This is a genomic window from Paenibacillus sp. Marseille-P2973 (assembly GCF_018101095.1).
Lineage (GTDB): Bacteria > Bacillota > Bacilli > Paenibacillales > Paenibacillaceae > Fontibacillus > Fontibacillus vini.
Genome location: NZ_JAGQEH010000011.1, coordinates 37,662 through 59,850 on the forward strand (window position 1 = coordinate 37,662; position 22,189 = coordinate 59,850).

Consider the following 22,189-nt stretch of genomic DNA (forward strand, 5'->3'; position numbering starts at 1 on the left):
TGGCAAAGATATGAAGAAGGTATTTGGTATAGACGAAAAGGTATTCCATAAAGAAGTAAAGCCGGAGATCCTAAAGCAGATAAGGAATGACTCTAAATACGGTAAAGATTTTAAGAAGATGGGGAATAATCCCGATATTGGTATTGATCAGAATGGGAACATAGTAATAAAAGATGTTAAGACTGGTAAGACTCTTCCAACCGATTGGAGTTTTGATAGTTTCTTACCTTAATGAGAGGAGTTATCTATGTCATTTGAATTAAACATTTTGGTATTACAACAAGAGACTGCTGCGCCTGTTCCTACTGAATCTCCCTTCAAATTACAAATTGAATCAAATGAAATGCTTTCAAATACAATATACTGGCCATTTATGAGCCTGAATAAAGGAACATGGTATATTGTAGGTGTAGAAGAGGATGATTTATTTAGTGCGTTACCTATACTTGACACAGAATTTGAAACTGTAACAGATAGTAATTTGCCTTACTGGGTCAATGATGAAGATGTCAAATCAAACTTAACATCATTGCGAATCAATGATTCTTACAGGGACGATTTATTTAATCTGATGAGAGGCTTAATAAAGCAGTCTCCAATAAGGTCGATTATGTTTATGTCGAGGTATCAAGGTGGTGATAAAGAAGTAGTATGTGGGGTACTATCATTAGATGAATTCATTGACTTACAAGCCAAAGGAAAAGTATTGTTCAATGTCTGCTATATAATCCGAAAGGTAGAATAACCTACTCTGTAGACCTTAAGGAGGATATATTCTTAGGGTCTTTTTTTTACCCCACCCAGTGCCGAATGAATCGGGCGGCTATGTTAGAGAAAACTTAACCTTCATCACCTCGTTATGATATTTCTCCGAAATAACTGTAGTACATATAGAACGCTTGAGAGTATAACCCATTACTCTTAATCTACATCCTCAGCATAGCCTTAAAACCATCAGATACCGCCATGTCTTTTACGAATTACCATCTTCGTTTTTGCTCGGATTTTCTGAAAAATAACATTCTGAAACTATCGCAACAGATTAAGGCAAGTCTCGATAGAGTGGGTGAGCAGATCAGTTGTAACGCCTATTTAGACAGATGTACTGACTATAAATATTGAAAGTGTTAGAAGTTTTGTTCTGCATCTATCTAAACAATTGTTCCGAATGTTACTTTGCAAGAACACTCTGGTAACGTGCCAGTTTAACATAAGGTAACGTAAAGGTTGGGTCACTTGCCCTCTAATTATTATAGATAGAATTTGTTTAAAAATACCCTTGGGACCGAACATAGTAAGTGTAAACGATTATAGAAATGAACCTTATGGGTGTATCTGCTCAAGATTATTTCTCTTCGTATAGTCCACGCTCATAGAATAGTGTTACTAGCATTAGTAATACTTATCTCATCGAATTTTCTTACTAAGTTTACACTCACCCTCCCATATGCCACAATGGAGTCAGCAAAGTGACACTCGTATTTCAATCACTACATATATAACAAACATTCATAGGAGGAATTTTGATGAGAATCGGGATAATTGGATTAGGAGATATTGCGCAAAAGGCGTATTTGCCGGTGATTACGGCGCGGGAGGATATCGAGCTTGTGTTCTGTACGCGAAACAGGGAGACGTTGGGGCGGCTGTCCGCTAAGTTCCGGGTCCGGGAAGCGGTGCAGACGGTGGAGGAATTGATCGCGTCGGGCATTGATGCGGCGTTTATTCATTCGTCAACGGAGTCGCATGTCGTCATAGCGGAGCAGTTGATGCGCAGCGGGGTTCACGTCTACGTGGATAAACCGATTTCCTATCATTACGAGGAAGCAGAGAGACTGACGGCGCTGGCCGAGCAGCTTGGCGTTATTCTCATGGTCGGCTTTAACCGCCGGTTTGCCCCGATGGTGGCGGCGATGAAGGAGAAGAATGATCGTCGCATGGTTATGCTGCAAAAAAATCGCCTTTTCTCGCCGGACTTCGCTCGCAGATTCGTGTATGACGATTACATTCATGTTATTGATACGATCCGGTTCATGGCCCCGGGGGAAATTATCGGAGCACCGCGAATCTCCACGTTCGTACAAGAAGGGAAATTATATCACGCCCAGTTGCAATTGGAAGGGAACGGTTTTGTCTGCACCGGAATTATGAACCGGGATTCGGGAACGAATGATGAGATTCTGGAGGTCATGAATCCGGGGAACAAGTGGATTGTAGACGGTCTGAACACGACGGCCCATTTTGCCGGCGGAGAAGAGTCCAGGCAGAAATTCAATGACTGGGAGCCGGTGCTGTCCCGCCGGGGATTTACGCAAATCATCGATCATTTTTTGACCTGTGTCCGTGAAAATAAACAGCCTTCCATTTCCCTGAAGGACGCGTTGGAAAGTCACCGTATCTGCGATCTCATTGTCGAGCATGCGGAGAAAAACGGCGGATTCCCTTGGGAGAAACGCTAAGCCGTAACAGGCTCCAATCCATTTAGCGGGCAACTATTTGTCTTCAATAAGCGTTTATATTGCATACCCTCGCGCATTTTTGCGACTCCAACAGGAAAGGAAATGCAATGAAACGAATCATTTTTGTTATCGTGCTGGTATTGGTGGCGGGGAGCTGGGGAGGTAATTTGTGGTATTATCACAAGTCCCAGCTGCCGGAGCCGTTTTTTTTCAACCATTATATAGAAGTGGAAAATTCACCGGGCTTCTCCTTTGATCTGCTGTATTTGGAGAATAAATCGGCCAAAACGAAATTAAATTGGATCGAGATTCCCGAGCTTCCCAATGTTCAGATTTGGCCGAACCCGGCAGTAAACACTTACACCCATCAGACCCAAGGCGCGATGCGTGTGGAAATTATGGATTTTGATCTGGTACAGCCCGAATTTCCCGAAAATGGACCTTTGGTGATTCATCGGGTTGTTGCGCATTTTGACGATAATTCCTCGAAAGAAATGGAAATCGGTGAAATCCAGGTGCATCCTGCCGACCCGAAGCCTGGAGAAGCTCCGCTTCAAGGCTCATCCTGGGGCTCTTCATCGGAGAAAGCGGGGTATACGCGGTTCAAGTTTACGAAAGATGCCCGGTTGACCGGCATAACTTCCGCTTATTTGCCGCAGTTGTCGGACCGGTTAAATGTGATCCTGGATGCCGCGAGCATCCGGAATCTGGAGCAAAAGGAGATTAATTTCTCCTCACAAGGTATTTATAGCGGCGTCCCCTTGGAGAAGGTTCCTTTTCCTCTAAGTTTCAAGTCCGGGGAATGGGCTACTGTCACGTATCAGCTTGATCTTCCTGATAGCGCCGGCCCGGTCGCTAAGACTGATGTATATCGCTTCCTTTTGTATATGGAGCTGGAGACAGACCAGGGAGTTTCGTCCAAAGAACGAATATTCGTGGATTTCGCTCCTTATCTGACCAATCGGGAAGTTGCCGACTTTGTGAAAGACAGGAGGTCGGGACTATGAAGACTTTATTTTACCGAATCGGTTATGGCATGGTTTTTGTCATTTTTAACATTCGAGTAGTGGTGGACCTGCTCCCTAATGTCATTGGGTACCTTATGATCTTGTCGGCTTTGTCGGAATTACGAAAAAAAGAACACAGCTTTACTCTTGGGATGTGGGCGTCGTTGGCGCTGAGCGTAATCTCGATCCCGAGTTTTTTTCAGGCTCATGAGTTGCACTTGAATCAACCGGTATTGTCCCTGAACTTTCTTCTGGTTCTCAATCTGGCCGAAACACTCTTGCAGTGGGTTCTCATTTATAGTATCTGCGACGGAAGCTTTAAACTGGCGAGTATCCGGGGAAAAGGGGACCTGGCCAGTTCGATCCGGTTTCGTTGGCGGTTTTACTTCGGCTGTTCCGCTCTTTACATGATCGCTTATCCTTTCGTATTGAACACTCAGGAGGTAGCGGTTGTCTTGTTTAGCAGCGTAGCTACATTCATCGCCATGTTTATGATTATGCTGGTGATCCGTCGTGCCGGCAGGGAGCTGTCGGTACCGTTTGAGCGAAGTGTATGAATGGCGGGAACAGGAGGAACTTAGTAAGTTGGGTTTATTGAACTGGCAGGCTGACAGCAAGAGATGAAAGGATGTGAAGCAATTGTTCGAAGATCTTAACGAACGTATGGCCGAACTGAAGGAACAGGGACGCAAGAAGGAAAAGTGGGAGAATCGTCTGAATCAGTTGAAACAAGAGGTTTCCCGTTTGGAAAAGTCCAGGCAGGAAGCCAGAAACAGATTGGCAGCGGAAGAAAAGGACGTCGACCGGCTCACCGGCATGTCTTTGTCCAATATGCTGTATACGATGATTGGAAAGAAAATGGAGAAGCTGGATGAGGAGCAGAGGGAGGTCGTGTCGGCCCGGCTAAGATATGAAGAGGCGGATCGGGCGGTCCGGGATGCGGAGGAGCAAATCGGGCAGTTGGAACGTCAGCTTCAAGAGGTCAAGTTTTGGAAAAACGACTACGACCGCATTTTCCAGTCCAAGGAGAAGCAGATTCTTGACAGCGACCCGGAGCTCATGGACCTGGCGGAGCGTCAAGCTGTGCTTACTGTGGAAGTCAGGGAACTGGACGAGGCTGTCCGGGCCGGCCGTTCGGTTCAGGACGATCTTGCCCGAGCGGAAGAAGGGCTTCAATCGGCACGAAATTGGGGAACTTACGATATGCTAGGCGGCGGTATGCTCTCCACGCATATTAAACACGGCCGGATCGACGAGGCGATGGATCATATTTACGCGGCGCAAACCAATTTGCGGAGGTTCGAAAAGGAACTCCAGGATGTGGGCGGCAGTTTGAATACGGCCGGGCTGGAGGTAGGCGGGTTGTTAAAATTCTCGGACTATTTCTTCGACGGCTTGATTGCCGACTGGATGGTCCAAGGCAGAATTAAGGATGCACTGGAGCAAGTGCAGGGGAGACGGCGGGAAATCGGACGCTTGGTCTCCGAACTGACTTCGACTAAGCAGCGTACGGAGAACGAGCTGGCCACGGTTCGCCGGAAGTACGTGCAATCGGTGGAAATGTATAAGTAGGGCGCTATATCAGATGGTCTATTCAAATAGATGTGGGGCAAGTACGTAAAATGTTCTTACAATCGCTGTTCCCGTCATATTCTCAAATGATCAATATAGCAAATCCCCCCTGCAGCATCTTCAATGATGCCGCAGGGGGGATTTTTCATGCTGGTGTTAGGAATCTCTTTGCGTTGCCACTCGATACTTAGGCACGCAAATCAATTTCGAACGTCTTGATTTCATAAGGGTTCAGGACGAAGGAAACCGCCGCAGTGGACTGCCACTCTTCTTCCGAACGTTCCATCAGGTCGCATTCTCGCCAAGCGGCGATGGTCAGATCGCTCTCCAATTGGAGCGCTTTGCGGCTGCCCGAGAAGTCGTACACGCGGACGATGACGGTGTCGCGGTCTTCGGTTTTTTTCACCGCAGAGATCATCGCCGTACGGCCGGACAGCTTGAACATGGAGCGTGCCGCGGTCGAAGCGGCAGCGCCTTCCGACACGCGCAGCGGATTGTTCAAATGCCACGCTTCCTGTACGGTATCGCCCTGCAGCCAGTCCCCTTGATGCGGGAACAGCGAGTAGGTGAACCGGTGGTAACCTTGATCGGCTTCGATATCCGGGTGAATCGCGCATTTGATCAACGACAGCCGAAGCACATTATCCTTAATGTCGTATCCGTATTTGCAGTCGTTCATGAGACTCACGCCGTAGCCTTTGTCGGACAGATCCGCCCACTGGTGGCCGACGGTTTCGAATCGGGCCGCATCCCAGCTCGTATTCCAGTGAGTCGGCCGTTTCACGTTGCCGTACTGCACATCATAAGTCGCTTCCGTGGAACGGATGTCGACAGGGAAGGCCACTTTGAGCAGTTGCTGGCGTTCATGCCAATCGGCTTCGGTGACGAAGTCGATTCGGCGGCTAGCAGCGTACAGGATCATGTCCTGTTCGATCTTGGACTGTCCGTAGGTCCAGCTAAAGTGAACCACGGTGCGGATTGGACCGGATTCGGTCACACGGCAGTCTTGAAGATCTCCGAGCTCCCGCGATTTTTGCTGATAGAAAATATCGATATCCCAGGCTTCATGGGCGAGCGGCTTATCCTCGAACAGCTGGAACAGGTTGCCCCGCTGGCCGGCGGCAAGCACTTCTCTTTGTTCCTCCCGGTCAAATAGACGGGTAAGCTGACCATGCTCATTCCAGTCGAGTTCATAGAATGGAGTGCTAATTCCGCGTTCTCGCAGAATGAACGGAGATGACTGCTCCGCAGGGATTGCAGCGGCAGCGTTGAACCGGATAATGGAGAATCCGAGGGACGGAATATCCGGCACTTCCACACTCCAAACGTTGTCGCCGCGTTGTACGGACAATCGGTTGCCGGATTCGTCGGTCCAAATGCCGGACTCCATGCCGGGCTGAACCGGAATTTCCGTAAGCCGGGTTTCCGTCCAAGGCGAGGAGTTCCAAACCGTAAAGATTCTGGAGGATACTTTGTCCGTGTCAGCATCATCATTATGATTTCCCGCTGTACCGAGACTCACGGCCGCGCTAACTGCAGCTTCCCATGCCTGCATTCCGAGCTGCTCCGCTTCTTCATATTCGATTTTGCTGTCTTCATAGACTTCCCGGATCGAAGAGCCCGGGATGATGTCATGGAACTGGTTCCGCAAAATGATCTTCCAGCCCTCATGCAGCTTCGCACCGGGGTAGGACGCCCAGTTGCCGTTCATCGCGCTTTGCATAGCGTTTAGCCATTCCGCTTCACGATACAGAAGCTCCAGCTTGCGGTTCATCCGCTTATTGTGCGCCTGGCTCGTATACGTCCCCCGGTGATATTCGAGATACAGCTCACCGTCCCATGTATGCACATAGCTGTCGCTTTCTTCGACCGTCTCGCCGAGCTTGCGGAAATAATCGCCGGCTGTGCCGGTGCCGAGATTCGGCATTCCGGGCAGCTTGTCGAGCCGGCGCCGCATCTCCAGCATGTCGCGGTTGACGCCGCCGCCGCCGTCCCCATAACCGTAAGAAAGCAGGAGCTCCTGGTTCAGCTCTTTATCGCGGTAGGCGTCCCAGCTGCCTTTTACCGTTTTCGGGGTGATTTGCCCGTTATACGTGTAGAACCAGGAACCCGGCTGGGACCATGGCTCGGTGGTTGTGATGAAGTGGGTCAGAATTTCAGTCCCGTCGATGCCGCGCCATTTGAACGTATCATGCGGCATCCGGTTGTACTGGTTCCAGCTGATCTTTGTCGTCATGAACGTATGGATGCCCGACTTTTTCAAGATTTGCGGAAGTGACCAGCTGTAGCCAAATACATCGGGCAGCCACAAATAATCGCAGTCGGCTCCGAATTCCTGCTTGAAGAAACGGGTGCCCACCAGCAGCTGACGCACGAGCGATTCGCCGGAGGTCAGGTTGCAGTCGGCTTCCAGCCACATGCCGCCGCCGGCTTCCCAGCGGCCTTCCGCAACGCGTTCCCGGATGGATTCGTACAGCTCCGGATAGTCTTCCTTCACGTAATCGTAAAGCTGAGGCTGAGTCTGCAAAAAAGTATATTCCGGATACATTTCCATCAATCGCATCACCGTGGAGAAGGAACGGGCGCATTTTTCGCGGGTATGCTTCAGGCGCCAGAGCCAAGCCACGTCGATATGAGTGTGACCGACGCACGTAATGTTCACCAGGGACGATTTATCCATCCCGGCGATTTTGTCGTTGAGAAAATCTCTTGCCGCATGGAGTGATTCGTAAAACTCATCCGATCCGGGTATCCGCCAATCGATCAAAGCCAGAGACTGGTCGGCAGCTTGCAGCAGCTTGGCCCGCTCAGGCAGGTTCTCGTCCAGCACATTCACCGTTTCAGAAATTGCCAAAATGGTGTAGTAGTAATCGTCGACGGCCTCATCCAGCCAGCAGATCTCCGCCAGCTTGACGCCGTGAGTCTGGTTTCTCGGCTGCCCGCCGCCTTCAAGTCCGGACCATAGACGGAAAAGCATTTGCTGCTTCGTCCCGGCCAGAGTCTCCGGCAGGAATACTTCTTTATGATTGGAATCCACGCCCTGATATGGCTTACCCTGCAAATAAAACAGGGATTCGAAGCCGGAGTTGTTACCTGCCCCGGTTTCGCCGAAATCAAAGCGGCCAAGTATTTTATGTCCCGCCCATTCTTGAGGGATATCAACTTCAGAAGATAGCCACAAATACAAGTCGCGGCCGCTCCAGGTATCTCCGGTCTTCATAATGTCCCATGTGTCCGAAACGGCTGGGATCGAAGGATTGATTTCTTTGCGTTCGTCTTCAAGACGGTAGAAGTAAGGAATCGGTCTGCTGTCGCGGTACCGGTAGGACGATATCTCGTGGATGCGTGATTGCAGTTTCTGCTGAGTGAGAAACATCAGGAAAGAACCCCCTTAAATTATCTTAGGGGCAAGCGTAGAAAAGAAAGGAAGGCGAAGCCACATGACGGACTTCGTAACTTTATGTTGAGGTGATCTTAGGGGATCAAGGTCTATTATAGTCAGGGGCCGCCAAGAATTCAAATATTAAAATAGCTGGTATCGGCTTCCAGAAAATACGGATTGCACTCAGGCGCTTGGCGGTGATACACTGAAACGCGAACCAAAAAACGTCAGGACAGGAAGTGTCCCGCTTTGAACAAATTTCGCCGTTTTTATCTAAATCACTTGAAACGGAAAATGTTTAACAAAATTATTTTGCTGTATTCCGCTATTATGATGATCTTGTTCCTGATTGCCGCCGTAATGGCGTACGAGTTCCAAGTACAGCGGATCATCCGGGAGGAGACCGACGCCAATTTAAAGACCGCGCATGTGCTCAGCATTTACTTGAATAGACAGTATGAGAACATACAGAACACGGTGCAGCAAATATACGGCGATGCCGCGTTAAGCGATGACCTGGTCTATTTTTTGAATAACAGGTACGAAAGTTATCTGAGCCATCGCCTGAATTTATTCAGCAGGCCGGGAGAACAGCGTATTCGCTCATTCAGCTCGCTTCTGAAATCTTATCTGGAACAAAATCCGGGGGCTACGGGGGTTACGATATATAGCTATCCGTTAGACTTTTACATGCAAATCCGTCCGGAAAGCCAGCAGCTGAAATATGAAACCGGTTCCAAGAGCGAGTGGGAAAACTGGTTTGAACGCCGCAAAGTTTATGCCTGGGATACGATTCATCAGTATGGGCGGTTTTGGGATACCGTCGATCCTGCCGCGTCCCGAATGAGGTATTCTTATTCCCGTGAGCTTCAGGATCCCTGGACGCTGGACAAGATGGGGATGATGATGGTTGAATTCGATGCCGGGCAAATATCCGCTTGGCTTAATTCCCGTGCGCCTGAAGTGCATGGCCGGATCCTGGTGATGAGTTCTCAGGGAACGGTTATTTATGATTCTCAGACAACGGATAGCTACTTCGGACAGACTTATCCGTACCAGGCCAAGCTTGGTAATACGGGAAAATGGATTCAACTCGACGAAATGTCCAAGGTGAATGTGCTGAGTGTCGGAAATGCGGAATTGTCGGTCGTCGGGATTGTGTCCAAATCATCGATACACGCCAGTACGGTTTCTTTGAGGAACAGCCTGATTATCGTTACGCTGCTGTTCATCGCCGCCAGCTTTATTATTACGAGTACGATCATGCGAAAATACTCCAAGAAAATCCAGCGTATCATCCGTTCCATGAGCCGGATAGGGGAAGGTGACCTCACCATTCGGATCCAGATGCCCGGCGAGGATGAGCTTCAGCAGATTTCGCAGCGCGTGAACGATATGTGCGAGCGGTTGGAGTTATATATCGACAAGATGTATACGTCGGAAATCCGGCAGAAGCATGCCGAGCTTGTCGCACTTCAGTCGCAAATCCATCCTCATTTTCTGTACAACACTTTGGAATCGATCCGGATGAAGGCGTATTCTTCCGGAGCCAAAGATGTGGGGCAAATGATTTACAGCTTATCCGTCATGTTCAGAAGCATGGTCAAAAAGGATACAATCGTGACGATTCAGGAAGAGATCGAGCTGTGCTCCATTTATCTGGACCTGTTCCGCATACGTTATGAGGGCCGCTTGAAGGTGGATATCGAAATGGACGACGAAATCGGCGGCTGCCGGATTATCAAGCTGCTTATCCAACCGATCGTGGAAAATTACATTGTGCACGGCTTCCGTTCACTGGAGAGCGATAATGTTATTTCACTTCATGCCGTAAAGGATCTGGAACGGGATAGAATCGTGATTACGGTAGTCGATAACGGTAAGGGGATACCGGCCGGAAGGCTGGAGGAAATCACTCGAATGCTTGCTTCTCCGTCCCAACCGGCCGGAGGCGCCCAAGCGTCCATCGGTCTGATCAATGTCCATGAAAGAATACGTATGAACTATGGGGATGACTTTGGAATCGCCGTTTGCAGCGAAGAGGGCAAAGGAACGGCGATACGGATTGAAATACCGCTGCTCAGGGAGGGGTTCATGTGATGAAAAAAGTATTGTTTGTAGATGACGAACCGCTGATTGCTCAGGGCTTAAGCTCCATTTTGGACTGGAACAAATATGGAATCGAGATCGCGGGAACGGCAAACGACGGATTAAGCGCTCTGGAGATGATCCGTGAGGAGCCCGTAGATTTGCTGGTGACGGACATTATGATGCCGCGTATGAACGGGCTGGAATTAATCCGGAAGATCAAAGACAACGAAGAGAACAAGACTAAATTCATCGTGCTGAGCGGGTATGAAGAATTTGAATATGTCAAAGCAGGCATTCAGCTTGGCATCGAAAATTATATTTTAAAACCGATCAATCTCGAGGAACTGGAGTCAACGATCCGCCATATCCGCGGGGATTGGGAGCGGGAGGAGATTCAGCAGGTCCAATTCGAAGAGGATTGGGAGGTTTTGCGCAGCAATATTCTTCAGCGATGGGTCAGCGGGGAGATCGAAAGCCAGGAGTTCAAACATCGGGCCCAGTTGCTGGGCTTGCCGCTAGACCGTGAAAAGTACCGGTTGTATGTCATACGGCCGATCCTGACAGAGAACTGTGATATCATTCAGAAAGTCGGTGCGATAATGGCCGATCCATGCCGGGAGCTTATCCGGGCAATGGAACGCTTAAAGCCAAGGGAGACGGAAGTCATTAGTTTTATGGACCCGGACGGAGATATGGTGATTCTTTATGCTTCCTGTGGTCAAAAAGACGATGCGGCGGTTCAACGGCAGGTGAAGGCTACGGCTCAAGCTTTGCCGGGCAGCCTGGAGGCGAGTTTTTGGATTTCCGAAGGGGGTCCGGGGGCCGACTTTAAAGGCGTGCAGTTCAGCTATGCACGGGCAAAATCGGTATTCCGCCGTTTCCTGATCACTGGAACGGATCGAATCCGGTTTACCGATGCAGATGAGCAGGGTACAGCTGCGTCCCCGATGATCGAGTGGAACAGCGAGAAGTATGTGGAACTGCTGATTGAAGGCAATACGGAGCCGGTGGAGCATTTCATCGGGGAGGTGCTTTGGAGCGCCTGCCGGGAGAATTTAACGCCGCGCGAAGCCTGCGTCAACACAGCTCTGCAATTAATGCTCGCGGCGAAAGAGAGAGAAGAGAATCCCGACTACAGCGAGGTGTTCGGTCCGTTAAGCAGGATCAGCACCTTGCCCTCCTTGATCCGGCATGTAACCGCAACGGTCAGCAAAAGCATGGAAAGGCAAGACACCGTCCGGGGGGAATATAGCCCGCACGTAGCCTTTTTGGTTGAGCAGGTCCACCGGCATTATGCCGATGAATTGTCACTGAAGACATTAAGCCAGAAAGTCGGCTTACATCCGAATTATTTGGGCCAGCTGTTCCAGCAGGAGTTGGGTCATAGTTTCTCCGACTTTGTAAACCAATACCGGATCGAAAAAGCGACCCAGCTCCTGATGCATACGGACCGCAAAACGACGGAGATCGCGCTTAGCGTCGGGTATTTGGACACCTCCTATTTCTATCGCCAGTTCAAGAAATATGCCGGAGTTTCGCCGACGGAACTGCGTCATATGTATACTAAATAAGTCCTCATTTCCTGAGAGGATCGGCATGGCAGGCGCAACCGAAAAGGTTGCGCTTGTTGTTTTTTTAAAGTCGGTCTTTAATTTATCCATGGAATTCTAGGGTTTTTCAACTTGTTGAAGATAGCGCTTACTTGGCACAATAGAGTTAGTTAAGGGCAAGCGAAACAGAAGGGGCGGTTCAGCCGCCGAAGCTTTGTTTTGATCTTAGGGGATCCATGACCAAGCGGTTTCATCACGTGTCCAGCAAACATTTCAGCATCCCTTGGAAACGCTTTAATTCCTTCCAGAGGGGACAGCAGGCAAAGGAGGAATGAACGTGGCAGCATTTTGGAAAAAAGTCATCAGAAATCGTGCGCTGCTGTTCATGGTTATACCCGGAACCGTCTGGTTCCTCATCTTTGCCTACTTGCCGATGTTCGGTTCAATCCTAGCATTTAAAGATTTCCGAATCAGCCGCGACGGATTTTTCGCCAGCGTGTTCAACAGCAAGTGGGTAGGATTCAAAAATTTCGAGTATTTGTTCACGACAAGCGATGCTTATGTAATTACGAGAAATACGATATTGTACAACCTGGCCCTTATTTTTCTCGGTCTGGTGATCTCCGTCGGTTTAGCGATAATCCTAAGCGAACTTGTCAACAAACGGATGGCGAAGGTATATCAAACCGGGATGTTTCTCCCGCACTTCCTGTCCTGGGTCATTATCAGTTACTTCGCCTTTACCTTCCTGAGCATGGATAAGGGTACGCTGAACCAGATCATTACCTTCTTCGGAGGAGAACGGATCAGCTGGTATTCCGAACCGAAGTATTGGCCGTTCATCATCGTATTCGTCGGGATCTGGAAGAGTGTTGGATACAACAGCGTTATCTATCTCGCGGCAATCACCGGAATCGACAAGTCTTATTACGAAGCGGCCGTCATTGACGGGGCGACCAAATGGAAGCAAATCCGCTATATTACCGTACCGCTGCTCAAACCGCTCATGATTATTTTGACGATCCTCGCTATCGGCGGCATTTTCCGGTCCGACTTCGGATTATTTTACCAGTTGCCGAAGGATGCGGGAGCCTTATACCCTGTAACCAATGTCATCGATACCTTCGTTTATCGCGGCTTGATCAATATGGGGGATATCGGTATGAGTACCGCTGCGGGCTTGTATCAATCATTGGTCGGACTGGTGCTCATTCTGGTCGCCAATGCCATCGTCAGAAAAATTGAAAAAGATCATGCGATCTTTTAGAGCGCGGGGGGTTAGCAGATGATATCAAATTCAGCTCAGTTAGACGTAAAAAAACAGCGGGATTTCAATGAGATCACCCCGGGTTGGAATGTGCTTTTTAACATCCTCATCGGCCTGTTCTCCTTCTCATGCGTATTCCCGTTCCTGTTCGTTATTATTATATCTTTGACCGATGAACAGACGCTGGCGCTCGAAGGCTTCAGCCTTTGGCCCAGCAAATTCAGCACCGAAGCTTACAGCTATATTTTTCAGACGGGACATGAATTGCTAGTATCGTTCGGAGTCACGCTGCTTGTCACCATTATGGGTACGTTGATCACCTTGATTCTGGTAACGACCTATGCCTATGCGGTATCCAGAAAGAGCTTTGAATTCCGTGGCTTCTTCAGCTTCCTGGCGTTTTTCACGATGCTGTTTTCCGGAGGGATGGTTCCCGGTTACATCGTAATGACCCAGTTCCTGCATCTGCAGAATACGATTTGGTCCTTGATCTTTCCGTTATCCTTGAGCGCTTTTTCGATCATCGTTATGCGTACGTTTTTCCAGACTACGGTTCCTGATGAAATCATAGAATCCGCCAAAATTGACGGGGCGGGCGAACTCAAGACGTTTATAAGAATCGTACTTCCCGTGTCGCTGCCGGGCATCGCCACAATCGGGCTGTTCGCCTGCCTGGCTTATTGGAACGACTGGTTCAATGCGCTGCTCTATTACAACAAACCGGAATTGACGCCGCCGCTGCAGTTTTTGCTGATGAAGATCGAGAAGAACATGGACTTCTTGATTAAGAACGCCCAGAATCTCGGTACTTTTAACGCGGCTGCCGGCTTACCGACGGAAACCGTGCGAATGGCGATGGTGGTGCTCGCAACTCTTCCAATCGTGCTTGCGTATCCGTTTTTCCAGCGTTACTTTGTGCAAGGCTTGACCGTAGGTTCGGTTAAAGGCTGATTCCAGGCCGTACAGGCCGCATACTCATGGTTGTTTCCGCGTCATCCCGGCCGTAGAATCACGCAGCTGCCCGGCCGGGCACATAGCGGTTTCAATAGATGCTCTTCATACAACTTGTACGTAGGGGGAAACAAAATGAAAAAGAAATCCTTTTTTATGGCTTTGGCGCTGATCCTGGCGTTGTCCGCAATTCTTGCGGGCTGCGGCGGAAACAAGAAAAGCAGTGAGCCGGCCAAGGAAGAAGCAGCCGTCCAAAGCGACGGAACTATCGATGTCTCCAAGCTGGACCCGGTCACGCTGAAGCTGTACCTGATCGGTCCAAGCCAGAAAGACCTGCCGAAGGTGCAGGAAGAAATCAATAAATACGTAGGCGAAAAAATCAATGCCAAGCTCGAAATTACGATGATCGACTGGGGCGACTATAGCCAGCGGATGCAGGTTATAACCAGCTCCGGCGAAGATTATGATATCGCCTTCACCAGCTCCTGGGCTTTTGATTATCTGCCGAATGCCGCTAAAGGCGCGTTCATGCCGTTGAATGATCTGATTGACCAATACGGCAAAGGCATCAAGGAAGTGCTCGATCCGCGTTTCCTTGAAGGTACGAAAGTGAACGGGGTCAATTACGGGATTCCGGCCAACAAAGAATTGGCACAACAATTCGTTTGGCGTTTTAACAAAAAGTACCTTGATAAATACAATCTCGACATTTCCAACGTAACGACGCTGGAAGATTTGGAACCTCTCTTGAAAACGATTAAAGAGAACGAGCCGGCTGACATTACACCTTTGGCCGTTCCAAAAAATTTCAAGCCGTATCTGCCATTCGATTTTGTGTTGGGAGATGAGATTCCAATCGGGATGTACATCGATACCAAAGACAATAAATATGTGAATATTCTTGAATCGCCTGAGCTCAAAGCGGCCTTGCAGACGATGCGTAAATATTACAAAGCGGGTTATGTCCGCGAGGATGTCGCCACTTTGGAAGGCATCGACAATATGAAAACCGGCAAATGGCTGGTTGACCGCGAAATCACGCAGCCTTACGCCGAACTCGGATGGTCTAGAAGCGCAGGTTACGACATCGTGACCAAACCGATGCATGATCCGATTATTTACACCAGCTCTGCCGCAGGATCCATGCTCGCGATTTCTTCCTACTCGAAAAATCCGGAGCGGGCGATGATGTTCCTGAACCTGCTGAATACGGACGCATATCTGCGCAACCTGATTCAATACGGGATTGAAGACGTTCACTACAAAAAGGTGGAGGACCCTTACATCGAGGATCTTCCGGCAATGAATGAAAATTATGCGATGCCGGGCTTTGCGCTGGGCAACATGTTCTTGACTTACCTGCATGAAGGCGAGCCGAAGGACAAATGGGATGCCTTTGAAAAATTCAACTCGTCGGCGATCGTAGCGCCTACATTTGGCTTTAACTTTGATACCGCGCCCGTGAAGACGGAAGTTGCAGCGGTCACGAACGTGGCCAAAGAGTTTATTCCGGCGCTGTACACCGGATCGGTAGACCCGGACGAATATTTGCCGAAGGCGCTCCAGAAGTTCAAGGACGCCGGAATCGATAAAGTCATTGCGGAAGCTCAAAAGCAGTTCGATGCCTGGAAAGCCGAGCAAAAATAGAAATTTGGAGAAACGGGCGGCTGGTACGACCGTTTCTCTATTTTCCATAGCCCAAAACACAGGAGGTTGAATGATGAAGAGAGTGAAGCTGAACTATTTTACGAAGACGAAGTGGAAAAAGAGGTTGATGACTACAGCCGGAGCTATGCTGCTCGCCGGAGTAATACTCGGAACCCCCGGAAAAGCGGAAGCGGCTCAGCCGCATTCGTCTTACTGGTATCCGGATACTTTGCTGGAATGGTCTCCGGCTACCGATAAAGACGCGGCGTTTAACCGGGGTACGGTGAAGCTTCAAAAAGACCGCTTCCTTGGGGAGATCGTGAATCCAAACGCCAAGCCGGAGGCGAAGGCCATCGCGCTGTCCTCCATGTTTCCGAGCACGAGCGGGGCTCCTTCCCAAGGGTCCGAGAAGTTTCACACGTATACGTTCAGCTTCTGGCAGTATATCGACAAGCTCGTCATGTGGGGAGGTTCGGCCGGCGAAGGATTGATTGTTTCCCCAAGCGCGGATGTGATCGATGCGGCGCATAAAAACGGGGTACCGGTTTATGGAACCGTTTTCTTGCCGCAGACCGAGCATGGCGGGAAGCTGGAATGGATGCATGATTTGCTGCAACAAAGGGAAGACGGTACATTCCCCGTGGCGGATAAGTTGGTGGAGGCAGCCCGGTATTACGGGTTTGACGGCTGGTTCATCAATCAGGAGACGCAGGGAGCTTCCAAAGAGGATGCCGCGGACATGCAGCGCTTCCTTGCATATTTACAGAAAATCAAAGGCTCCGAGCTGGAGATCATCTGGTACGATTCCATGATTAACGAGGGTAACATCAAGTGGCAGGGTGCGCTGACCGACAAAAACCAGATGTTTTTCCAAAACGGGACCCAGCGGGTATCTGACTCGATGTTCCTGGATTTCCGCTGGCAATACAAAGATGAAGTGAACGGAAAATACGATTACGTAACTCCGTATCTGAACTCCCCGATGAAAGCGAATGAACTCGGAAGAAGTCCTTACGATTTATTCGCCGGCATCGACGTAGAGGCAAACGGGTATGAGGGCAGCTACAATTGGCCGATTCTGTTCCCGGACGGAAAAAAAGCAACTACATCGCTTGGTATCTATCGCCCGGATTGGGCGTTTAACAGCTCGGAGACGAATGAACAGTATATGGACAAAGAGGAGATGTTCTGGGTCGGACCTGGTGGTAATCCGTCGGTGGGGACAACTGCGGATCTGGACGGAGCGAAAGCCGGAGATCCTTACGCCTGGCGGGGAATCGCCTATGATATTGCCGATAAGAGCGTGATTTCCGGAACCGAGTTTATTACGCATTTCAATACCGGCAACGGCCACATGTTTGCGGTCAACGGTAAAGTCATGCGGGAGAAGGACTGGAGTAATCGAAGCCTGCAGGATATATTGCCGACATGGCGCTGGATCTCCGAATCGGGCGGCACAGGGAAAGCGCTGACTCCGGACTTCGATTACACCAAGTCTTATTACGGCGGCAGCTCGTTGAAAGTGACAGGAGATCTGTCCTCTGACAATCCAACCCAAGTGAAACTGTATAAAACGAATATTCCGGTTGCAGCAACGACGGAATTATCGCTGATTTATCAGGATAATGCAGCAGTGGAGGGAGCGGTTCAAATCGGGGTATCTTTCTCGGATGCACCTGAAGAGACGGTATTTTTCCAACCGAAAAAATGGACAACGGCAGGAGACGAAGGTTCGTGGAAAGAGGGAAGTGTCCAGCTCAATAAGTATAAGGGCCGCACGATTAGCAGTATTTCGCTCAAATTTGTCTCTTCCAAACCAGTAGCCGGGTATGAGGCGTTTATTGGAGAACTTGCGGTAACGCAAAAGCAGGATAAGGCCAAACAACCGAAAGTTGTGACCGGCCTGAAGGTGACGGAGAACGACTTCCGGGACGGGATCTACGGCGATGCGCGATTGGCTTGGGAAGCGCCGAAGGACGGCAGCGACGTGCAGTATTACCAAGTTTACCGCGTCAAGCCGGACGGCGCTTATGAGTTGATGGGGATGACCGGGAACACGGTCTACTATGTGCCTGAAATGAAGCGGTTGAACAAGGAGACCGCCACGAAAATGGTCGTCATTCCCGTAAATCGGCAGTATGAACAGGGAAAACCGGCCTCGGTCACTTTCAACTGGCCGGCCTATCCGAAGCCGATCGCCGCTTTTGAAGCGGACCGTACGTTAATCGCTCCGGGCGAAAGCGTGCAGTTTACCGACAAGTCCTCGGAAGTGACGGAAGGCTGGGTGTGGAGCTTCCCTGGCGGGGAACCCTCAAGCAGCACGGAGCAAAACCCTAAGGTGACTTATAAGGAAGAAGGCAGCTTCGAAGTAACCTTGAAGGCTGTCAATGAAGTCGGCGAAGATGTGGTGAAGCGGCAAATGATCACCGTCACTAAGGAAGCTGCCGGCGGGGTATCCGATCTGGCCCTTGGCAAGAAAGCGACGGCCTCGAGTTATGTGAATGAGAAGGAAGCTCCGCCGTTTGCCCTGGACGGTGACGACAAGACGAAATGGTGCGCGGTGGGCGATGCTCCTCACACACTGACTGTAGATCTGGGCGCTGAACATAAGATCAGCGAGTTCGTCATCAAACACGCGGAAGCGGGTGGAGAAGCTGCGGCTTTCAATACGCGCAGCTTCCGAATCCAGCTCAGCATGGACGGGGAAAACTGGACCGATTCGGTGCAGGTGACCGACAATGCGAAGGGCGTCAGCAAGCATGCTATCGCTTTGACTTCGGCCCGCTATGCCCGGCTTGTCGTAGAAAAGCCGACCCAAGGCGGGGATACGGCCGCGCGGATTTATGGATTTGAAGTGATGGGGTTAAAGTAACGAAGATTTATCGAAGTGTAAGGATAACAAAAAAGACGGCGCAAGGATTATAAACCTAAGCGCCGTCTTTTTTATATTATTTCACACGTCTAATGGAGCGCGTACAAGTACCCGTCAAGAGTAGCAAAATAAACGGCCCCATCTGCGACGACCGCCGTGGAAAGAATCGGAGACTTCGTACCCTCAAATCTCCATAGCTCTTTGCTGCTGTCTAGGTCAACCGCATAAAAAGCATCTCTCGCTTTGCCGCCGTCGGTATAAGCTGAACCGAAATACATGATGTTATCCGCAATCACGGGGGAAGCAAACACGCGGCTATCCAGCTTGAAATCCAGTTTGTGCTCGCCGGCTTCCCGGTCAAACACGTGGACTACCTTGGAGTCGGAAGCACCGATGACGACATGCTTTTCACTTGCGGCCGCAGAGGAAACGACCCAGGATCCGCCCGGTGAGAGGTGGGACCACCGGATATCACCTGTATTGGCGTCAAGTGCATAGACATATTGATCTCGTGAACCGAAATAAATGATTCCCTCTTTATAAGTGATGCTGGATTGCACCGTTCCGAAGTTAGCCGACCACAATTTTTTGCCTGTCTGCTGGTCCAGGGCCGTGACCTCGCCGCTCATATCCGCGATATATATTTTTCCGTCTGCAATAGCCGCTTTGCCATGTACGTACGAGGCTGTTTCCGTTTCCCAGAGGATGGAGCCGTCCTTTCGTCCTAAGGCATAGAATCTCGGACCTTCGCCGCCTACATAGATATAATCTCCGTCCACCGCCGGTGACCCGATATAATAATCCCATAAGTCAGGCAGTCCTTCATCTTTAAGACTATCGTCCAGTTTTTGCTTCCATTTCAGCTTCCCGGTCTCCCGTTCCAATGCATACAAAGTGGAGGTCGTGTCCGTGAAGTACAGATCGTCCTCGAGAACGGCCGCGGATGACCTAATCTTTCCCGGAAAATCGGTTTGCCAGACCGTTTTCCCGTTGTTGGCATCCACCGCGTAAAACCTTCCTTCCTCAGATCCAAAATACAATGTATCCTTCATCATTACCGGAGAACTCTGAAAGTGCGCGTCCAGTTTGATACTCCATTTTTCTCCCTTCAGAGCAGGCAAGCCTTTTGTGGCAGAAACCCCGGTATTTGCCGCATCTCCTCTAAAAAGGAATGTGTTTTGGGTCTTTGCGGAACGTTCAGAGCCGCAGCCGCTAAGAGCCGCTGCACTTAATAGAAGTACCGCGCACCAGCCTGCCAATCTTCGTTTTTTGATCATTATTTCCTAACCCCCCATGGAATTGAATCACGTTACTTAGATTCTGATGCCAGGAAGGGGAAGAGCCTTACACTTTTTACGAGTCGCATAACGATAAAAATATTTTTTTTAGAATTTGCAGTCCCAGAACCTCGTTTGATTTTGCGTGGTCTAGCAGCTGGAGAGCCATTTTTCTGCATTCTGGTTCTTCGGGGTGTCCTCCGCCAGGGAATGGAAAGAGCATGCACATTTGGCGGAGAGCGTCCGCAGTCTTCCTGTAGTAATCAGCAGCATCGCCTGCAAGGCGGGAATTCCGGTTGCCGTAAACCTCGGGACGACTGGCTACCAGTTCGAGAAATTGGACGGCAAAGGACCTGGCATTGGCTGTACACCATACAAGGTAGGCATGACCAAAATGATCGATGTGGTCCCTGGAAAGAGCGCTAATCCATAAATCATAGGCGTACAATCCCTGCACATAATCGGCGTGCGGCGTTCGTTCCCGTCCTTCGGCGTGGGTAACGATCATGCCGAGCGCGCCATGCAGCGCATCTAAAGGGGTCACAGGAGCGGGCGTACCTAACGATATTGCGAATAAATCGGCACTCCATTCGCGGCCAAGCTGGTCATAGCCGAGATGAGTTTGCTCAAACAATCCGGTGATGCGAAATAACCGACGTTCATCATCATAGCCGTGGATAACGGCGAAGGTAGGCAGTTCTACGCCCCATACAATGACAGGCTGGCCCTGTACGGTGAATGAACGAGAACGCCTCGACCAGCAATTCATGGGATTGCGGAATACGGCTTCCGTCCCCGACCGAGCGAGCCGCAAAGCCAAGGTTTAACAGTCCTCTGCCAAAAACGTTGCGCCAGTCAAAAGCCGTCACCCCGATAAAATCGGTCCGCTCACGGTGTACTTGAAGCCGGAAAGCCAGACCGGTAAGGCCCATAATTTCAGTCATAGTGTAATGAGTGAAGTCCGTATATTGCAATGCGTGCTGGATACTTAATGCAAAGGTATCCCAAATTTCTCCAAAATAGACGGCCGGTTCCTGAAGCTGATTATGAGTTCGCGGAGATGATAGTTGCTGACGGCTATGCAAATAGTTTGCCAGGTTGGCTTCATATCTTGCCTGGCTGATCTTTTTTCTTGTGCGGGATAGGATCGTGTAGATGTTGCCGGAAGAGGTGGAATACATAGCAGCAATTTCTTGAGGAGAATAGTGACTGAAGAAATGGGCTTCGAATATTTCGCGTTCCCGGGTACTCAGGTCTTGAAGTATCGCGCGCAGCATTTCGTAAGTATCGAGCATGATGATCTCCCTAACGGGGTCTTCGTTTTGCTCGCGCTCCATGGTCGTATTTTTGGCAAGTGTGGCGAGAATGAATTCGATTTGCTCAAAATCCTTACCCGTATATTCAACGGATTTGCTGATGCAAGAAGAGAAGGGGCGTTCCTTGGCGTAAGGTCCTCCCCGTCTTACATGCATTAAAGCCTGATTGGTAATGATGCGGCGGAACCAGGGAACGAATTTTTCGATTTGTTTCAGCGAACCCAAGTATGTAAAAGCACTGATCAACCCTTCCTGGACGATATCTTCGGCCAGGTGAGGGTCTTCGGCAATTTGTCGCGCCCAGTGCAGCGCATGGTGGCGGTGCCGCTCCATCAACAGGTTGAACGCATCCTGATGACCGGAACGGGCTTGCTCCACCAATTCTTGATCGGAAGGCGAATTTACGGGTTTACCTGAACGGAACACGAAGATACCACCTTTTTTTATAACCTAGGATTAGTCTTTTGCATTCAATTTAAAATCCTTTAAAGATTCTAAGGCTGACTTCGATTTCGCTTTAGGTCTGGCGTTAGCCGGATAGGGAGAAGTAGTTGAGACTGGCTTTTCCGTTCTATCAAGCAGGATCTCCAGGTATTCACGGTTTTCGTCCAAACGATCAAGGATGAGGGCTAATGCAAAAAATATGATCGCGATCACAATCCCGCCAATGATTTGCAGAAGAGCTGCCAGCCACCCGCCTCCATATATACCTTGGGTAATCCCTGCAAGAAAACTGACGATGATGGAAGCAAATCCTATGCCATTAAGTAATTTCGACATGATCTATTCCTCACTTTC

At 49.7% G+C, this 22,189-nt stretch carries 17 protein-coding genes; 12 read left to right on the forward strand and 5 right to left on the reverse strand.

Features of this window, described 5'->3' with window-relative positions:
• Window positions 1-10 precede the first annotated feature (10 nt).
• The 6 genes from KB559_RS19085 to KB559_RS19110 all read left to right on the forward strand — a co-directional run bounded on the left by KB559_RS19085 (window position 11) and on the right by KB559_RS19110 (window position 5,038).
• Window positions 11-232, forward strand: a complete 222-nt coding sequence (locus tag KB559_RS19085) for a hypothetical protein (RefSeq protein ID WP_211023992.1) — start codon at window positions 11-13, stop codon at window positions 230-232.
• A gap of 15 nt (window positions 233-247) precedes the next feature.
• On the forward strand, window positions 248-745 hold the full coding sequence (locus KB559_RS19090) for a hypothetical protein (RefSeq protein WP_211023994.1): 498 nt from the start codon (window positions 248-250) through the stop codon (window positions 743-745).
• Window positions 746-1,526: 781 nt separating this feature from the next.
• On the forward strand, window positions 1,527-2,459 hold the full coding sequence (locus KB559_RS19095) for a Gfo/Idh/MocA family protein (protein ID WP_211023996.1): 933 nt from the start codon (window positions 1,527-1,529) through the stop codon (window positions 2,457-2,459).
• A gap of 107 nt (window positions 2,460-2,566) precedes the next feature.
• Window positions 2,567-3,466 carry a hypothetical protein gene (locus KB559_RS19100; protein WP_211023998.1) on the forward strand — a complete coding sequence of 300 codons (900 nt, stop codon included), beginning with the start codon at window positions 2,567-2,569 and terminating at the stop codon, window positions 3,464-3,466.
• Window positions 3,463-4,023 carry a hypothetical protein gene (locus KB559_RS19105; RefSeq protein WP_211024000.1) on the forward strand — a complete coding sequence of 187 codons (561 nt, stop codon included), beginning with the start codon at window positions 3,463-3,465 and terminating at the stop codon, window positions 4,021-4,023. Before KB559_RS19100 ends, KB559_RS19105 begins: the two co-directional genes overlap by 4 nt.
• 73 nt (window positions 4,024-4,096) lie before the next feature.
• The gene (locus tag KB559_RS19110) at window positions 4,097-5,038 is read left to right on the forward strand and encodes a coiled-coil domain-containing protein (RefSeq protein WP_244861434.1); all 942 of its coding nucleotides are present in this window, start codon (window positions 4,097-4,099) and stop codon (window positions 5,036-5,038) included.
• A gap of 187 nt (window positions 5,039-5,225) precedes the next feature.
• On the opposite strand, the gene KB559_RS19115 is transcribed toward KB559_RS19110, so the two are convergent.
• The gene (locus KB559_RS19115; RefSeq protein WP_211024002.1) at window positions 5,226-8,414 is read right to left on the reverse strand and encodes an alpha-mannosidase; all 3,189 of its coding nucleotides are present in this window, start codon (window positions 8,412-8,414) and stop codon (window positions 5,226-5,228) included.
• A gap of 255 nt (window positions 8,415-8,669) precedes the next feature.
• Here KB559_RS19115 and KB559_RS19120 point away from each other — a divergent pair, with 255 nt between their 5' ends.
• The 6 genes from KB559_RS19120 to KB559_RS19145 all read left to right on the forward strand — a co-directional run bounded on the left by KB559_RS19120 (window position 8,670) and on the right by KB559_RS19145 (window position 18,798).
• Window positions 8,670-10,520, forward strand: a complete 1,851-nt coding sequence (locus KB559_RS19120; RefSeq protein WP_247681954.1) for a cache domain-containing sensor histidine kinase — start codon at window positions 8,670-8,672, stop codon at window positions 10,518-10,520.
• Entirely contained in the window at window positions 10,520-12,082 is a 1,563-nt protein-coding gene (locus tag KB559_RS19125; RefSeq protein ID WP_211024004.1) for a response regulator transcription factor, read from the forward strand. Before KB559_RS19120 ends, KB559_RS19125 begins: the two co-directional genes overlap by 1 nt.
• Before the next feature lie 316 nt (window positions 12,083-12,398).
• On the forward strand, window positions 12,399-13,328 hold the full coding sequence (locus KB559_RS19130; protein ID WP_211024006.1) for an ABC transporter permease: 930 nt from the start codon (window positions 12,399-12,401) through the stop codon (window positions 13,326-13,328).
• Between the two features lie 18 nt (window positions 13,329-13,346).
• Window positions 13,347-14,279 carry a carbohydrate ABC transporter permease gene (locus KB559_RS19135; RefSeq protein WP_211024008.1) on the forward strand — a complete coding sequence of 311 codons (933 nt, stop codon included), beginning with the start codon at window positions 13,347-13,349 and terminating at the stop codon, window positions 14,277-14,279.
• 135 nt (window positions 14,280-14,414) lie between these two features.
• Window positions 14,415-15,926: an ABC transporter substrate-binding protein gene (locus tag KB559_RS19140; RefSeq protein WP_211024010.1), complete on the forward strand. Its 1,512-nt coding sequence runs from the start codon at window positions 14,415-14,417 to the stop codon at window positions 15,924-15,926.
• A 73-nt stretch (window positions 15,927-15,999) separates the two neighbouring features.
• Window positions 16,000-18,798: an endo-beta-N-acetylglucosaminidase gene (locus KB559_RS19145; RefSeq protein ID WP_211024012.1), complete on the forward strand. Its 2,799-nt coding sequence runs from the start codon at window positions 16,000-16,002 to the stop codon at window positions 18,796-18,798.
• An 89-nt stretch (window positions 18,799-18,887) separates the two neighbouring features.
• On the opposite strand, the gene KB559_RS19150 is transcribed toward KB559_RS19145, so the two are convergent.
• The 4 genes from KB559_RS19150 to KB559_RS19165 all read right to left on the reverse strand — a co-directional run bounded on the left by KB559_RS19150 (window position 18,888) and on the right by KB559_RS19165 (window position 22,171).
• Complete coding sequence (locus tag KB559_RS19150) at window positions 18,888-20,075, reverse strand: outer membrane protein assembly factor BamB family protein (RefSeq protein WP_211024014.1); 1,188 nt, start codon at window positions 20,073-20,075, stop codon at window positions 18,888-18,890.
• 76 nt (window positions 20,076-20,151) lie between these two features.
• The gene (locus KB559_RS19155; protein ID WP_211024016.1) at window positions 20,152-20,709 is read right to left on the reverse strand and encodes a hypothetical protein; all 558 of its coding nucleotides are present in this window, start codon (window positions 20,707-20,709) and stop codon (window positions 20,152-20,154) included.
• 31 nt (window positions 20,710-20,740) lie between these two features.
• The gene (locus tag KB559_RS19160) at window positions 20,741-21,817 is read right to left on the reverse strand and encodes an RNA polymerase sigma factor (RefSeq protein ID WP_211024018.1); all 1,077 of its coding nucleotides are present in this window, start codon (window positions 21,815-21,817) and stop codon (window positions 20,741-20,743) included.
• A 30-nt stretch (window positions 21,818-21,847) separates the two neighbouring features.
• A complete protein-coding gene (locus KB559_RS19165; protein WP_211024020.1) occupies window positions 21,848-22,171 on the reverse strand; it encodes a hypothetical protein in 324 nt (107 codons plus the stop codon).
• Window positions 22,172-22,189 lie beyond the last annotated feature (18 nt).